Annotated in this window: 4 protein-coding genes; 3 read left to right on the forward strand and 1 reads right to left on the reverse strand. The window is 73.6% G+C overall.

Annotation, left to right across the window (positions count from 1 at the left end):
• A partial coding sequence (locus E1266_RS36055; RefSeq protein WP_132054900.1) for an AAA family ATPase occupies positions 1–1,525 on the forward strand: 1,525 nt, incomplete at its 5' end.
• Positions 1,526–1,778: 253 nt separating this feature from the next.
• On the forward strand, positions 1,779–1,982 hold the full coding sequence (locus E1266_RS36060) for a hypothetical protein (protein ID WP_132054902.1): 204 nt from the start codon (positions 1,779–1,781) through the stop codon (positions 1,980–1,982).
• A gap of 100 nt (positions 1,983–2,082) precedes the next feature.
• On the opposite strand, the gene E1266_RS36065 is transcribed toward E1266_RS36060, so the two are convergent.
• A complete protein-coding gene (locus tag E1266_RS36065) occupies positions 2,083–2,706 on the reverse strand; it encodes a TetR/AcrR family transcriptional regulator (RefSeq protein ID WP_207946128.1) in 624 nt (207 codons plus the stop codon).
• Positions 2,707–2,904: 198 nt separating this feature from the next.
• On the opposite strand from E1266_RS36065, the gene E1266_RS36070 reads away from it, so the two are divergent.
• Positions 2,905–4,009, forward strand: a 1,105-nt coding sequence (locus tag E1266_RS36070) for a serine/threonine-protein kinase (RefSeq protein ID WP_243719317.1), incomplete at its 3' end; no start/stop codon positions are given.

The following is a 4,009-nucleotide window of genomic DNA, read 5'->3' on the forward strand; positions in this document are numbered from 1 at the left end:
CGCCCCGCCCGCCCGGCACATGGTGTTCACCGGCAACCCCGGCACCGGCAAGACCGTCGTGGCCCGGCTGTTCGCGCGCATCCTCAAGGACCTCGGCGTGCTGACGTCCGGGCACCTCGTCGAGGCGACCCGCTCGACGCTCGTCGGCCAGTACATCGGCGAGACCTCCGTGAAGACGCGGAACGTGGTGCAGCGCGCCCTCGGCGGCGTCCTGTTCATCGACGAGGCGTACTCGCTCCACCAGGAGGGCGTGGAGGAGGACTTCGGCCCCGAGGCCGTCGCCGAGCTGCTGAAGTTCATGGAGAACCACCGTGAGGACCTCGTCGTCATCGTCGCCGGATACGAGCGGGAGATGCGGCGGTTCATCGCGTCCGACCCCGGTCTGGCGTCCCGGTTCCCCGGCACGGTCCGGTTCCCGGACTTCACCGACGGGGAGCTGATCGAGATCTTCTCCGCCCAGGTGAAGTCCGCCGGCCTCGAACTGGCGCCGGACGCCCGCGACCGGGTGGCCGACCTGCTCCGCCGCGCCCCGCGCGGCCGCTCGTTCGGCAACGCCCGCACCATGCGCAACCTGTGCGAGCGCGCCACCGTCCTCCAGGCCCGGCGCATCACCGCCCTGCGCAAGCCCACCCCGGAGGACCTGTCCGCGCTCCTCGCCGAGGACATCCCGGACACGCTGAGCGGCGCCACCCGCGTCCGGCCCGTCACCGACCCGCTCGCCGAGCTCGACGGGCTCATCGGCCTGGCGGACGTGAAGAAGGAGGTGCACCGCCTCGCCGCCGAGGCCCGCGCCGGGGACCTGCGCCGCGCCGCCGGGCAGCAGGTCACCGTCCCGACCCGGCACATGGTGTTCACCGGCAACCCCGGCACCGCGAAGACGACCGTCGCCCGCCTCGTCGCCTCCGTCTACGCCGATCTCGGGCTGCTGTCGTCCGGGCACCTCGTCGAGGTCGCCCGCGCCGACCTCATCGGCTCCTACATCGGCCAGACCGCCCCGCGGGTGCGGGCCGCCGTCGAGCAGGCCCTCGGCGGCGTCCTGTTCATCGACGAGGCGTACTCCCTCGCGGGCGACTCCTACACCCAGGAGGCCGTCTCCACGCTCGTCCAGCTCATGGAGGAGTACCGCGGCGACCTCGTCGTGATCGCCGCGGGCTACGAGCGGGAGATGGAGTCCTTCCTCGCCGCGAACTCCGGGCTCGCGTCCCGCTTCCCGAAGCGCATCGCCTTCCCCGACTACTCCGACGACGAGCTCGTCCAGATCTTCGAGCACCTCGCCGCCGCGGAGGGGCTCCGCCTGGGCCCCGGCGTCCCCGCGCGGCTGCGCACGCTGATCCGCGACGTCCCGCGCGGGCCCGCGTTCGGGAACGGGCGCCTCATGCGCAACCTCCTCGACGCCGCCGTCGCCGCCCAGTCCGAACGCCTCACCGACTCGTCGGACGCGGCCGAACTGTCCACCCTGGCGGCCGGCGACCTGGAGCCCGCCGGCCCCTCGGCGGCCGCCGAGGGGCCGGGCCTGTACCTCTGACGGTTCGGCGGCGGGCGCGCCACAGGCGGACGGCCACGACGGCCGACGCGACGAGCGCGCCCGCCACGAACCCGGTGAGGCGCGGGCAGAGCACGGTGAGCGGCAGGCCCAGCACTCCCGTGCCCGGGAGCCGACCGTGGGGGACGGCCGAGCGGCGACCGGAGTCGGCCGGTGGAAAAAGCGACGATCACTCGGAATACGAGCGAAAATCTTGCAGTTGCAACTAACGTCGACGAACTCACGGAGGCCGGTCTTGCCCAGCAGCATCCCCAGAACCCGTTCCAGCGCCCACGCGAACGTGAAGACGACGTCGTTGCGCGCCCTGATGGTCGCCGCGCGGCTCGAACGCGGCCACGCCGAAGCCGGCCGACGAGGCCACGCCGAGGAGGGCCCGCCGGGCAATGGGAACGGCCGGGCGGAGCAGTTCCCCGAGCGGCGGACACCCGAACCGGCCTGACCCGGCCCAGTCCGGCCCTGCCCGAGCCGGACACCGCACAGCCCCCGTGCCCGCCACGGGGGCTTCGCCGTATCCGGGGCCTCGTCGTCTCCAGGGCTTGCTAGGAGCCCGCCACGTCGAAGAGAGCGCGCACGGCGGCGCGCGCGCGTTCCGCGCCCACGTTCTCGATCATCGCGGTCAGGTGCTCCGCGCTGAGGACGGCGAGCAGCGCGTGCGCCAGCGCGTCCCCGTCGGCGACGATCTGGTCGAGCAGGATCGTCACGTGCCGGTGCCAGAAGCCGTAGGCGCCGATGCGGTACCGGGCGCCCGGCGATGCCGTCTCGGACATGCGCACAAGGGACAGATGCTCCAGGACGTAGTCCAGGTAGGCGTCGGCGAAGGCGTGCAGGCGCTCGGCGGGCGGGACGGCCTCGCCCCCGCCGCCCGGCCCGAGCGGTGACGGGCCGGACAGGATCGCGTCCTGGAGTTCGCGCTCGCGCTCGTCCAGGAGCGCCACGGCCAGGCCCGCCTTGTCGCCGAAGCGGCGGAAGAGCGTCCCCTTGCCGACGCCCGCGGCGGCGGCGACCGCGTCCATCGAGACCGACTCGACGCCGTGCCGGGCGAACATCGCGGCGGCCGCTTCGAGGACCTTCACCCGGTTGCGCGCGGCGTCCGCGCGCTCCTTGGGCGGGGGCGTCCGCATCAGCTCCAGGTCGACGCTCCTCCCGGCGGGACCGCGGTCCATCACTGCACGCCCTCTCAACCCGCTTGAATCGGACTGTAGTCCAGTTAACCAAGGTGGTGCCATGGCTAGATCAACTGCTCCGCGGAGCACCTACCATCTTGTGTCCATAGTCTTGCGGGGATGCCCGGGGTGGTGCGGCGATGTTCCGCCGATGAGCCGAAAGTGACAATGCACCGATAGTGACGGGGAGCGAGTGGCGTGACGGACAGGACGATGCCGGATGCCCATCCACTGCGGTCGGGCGATCCGACCCGGCTGGGCGGGTACGAGATCCTCGGCCGCCTGGGCGAGGGCGGCCAGGGCGCCGTCTTCCTCGGCCGCCCCGCCGGTGAGTCCGCGGGCCGCGCCGCCGAGGACGGCCGCGCCGCCGAGGACCACGTCGCCATCAAGCTCCTGCACGGCGGGCTCGCGGGGGACGAGTCCGCCCGCGCGCGCTTCGTCCGCGAACTTGAAGTCGCCAAGCGGGTGGCGCGGTTCTGCACCGCGCAGGTCATAGACGCCGACGTCGCCGGGGACCAGCCCTACATCGTCAGTGAGTACGTCCCAGGCGTTTCCTTGCACCATGTCGTGCGCACGGAGGGGCCGCGCAGGGGCGGGGCACTGGAGCGGCTAGCCATCAGCACCCTGACGGCGCTCACCGCGATCCATCAGGCCGGGATCGTGCACCGCGACTTCAAGCCCCACAACGTGATGATGGGGCCGGACGGCCCACGGGTCATCGACTTCGGCGTGGCGCGCGCGCTGGGCGCGGCGGGGGAAACGCAGAACGTCGGTACTCCCGCCTACATGGCGCCCGAGCACTTCACCGGCAGCGAGGTCAGCACGGCCTCCGACATGTTCGCCTGGGGCACGACCATGGTGTTCGCCGCCACGGGACGTCCCGCGTTCGGCAACGACGAGCTGGCGACGGTCATGCACCGGATCCTGACCGCCGACCCGGACCTCGGCGACCTGCCCAGCCCGATGCGCGAACTCGTCGAGGCGTGCCTGGCCAAGGAGCCCGCGCAGCGCCCGACCGCCCGCGAGGCCCAGGAACGGCTGGTCGGGGCCGCCAGCGGGGCGCCTTCGGCGGGGGCGTCCGTCCAGCCGCTGCCCGCGTTCCCCGGCCTCCCGGCCGAGGCCCCCGGGCACCACGCGGGCGCGGCGCCGGGTTCCACGGACCCGCACGCCGGCCCGTCCGCGATGGCCGGTGCGGTCCTGCCGCCCGACCCGGTCACCGACCCGTCCGGCGCCAGGGGCCACACGGCTCCGCAGCCGCCGCCCTTCGGCGCGCTGCCGGGTCCCCAGGGGCACCACGCCGGCC

Source organism: Actinomadura sp. 7K534 (assembly GCF_004348575.1).
GTDB classification, from domain to species: domain Bacteria; phylum Actinomycetota; class Actinomycetes; order Streptosporangiales; family Streptosporangiaceae; genus Spirillospora; species Spirillospora livida.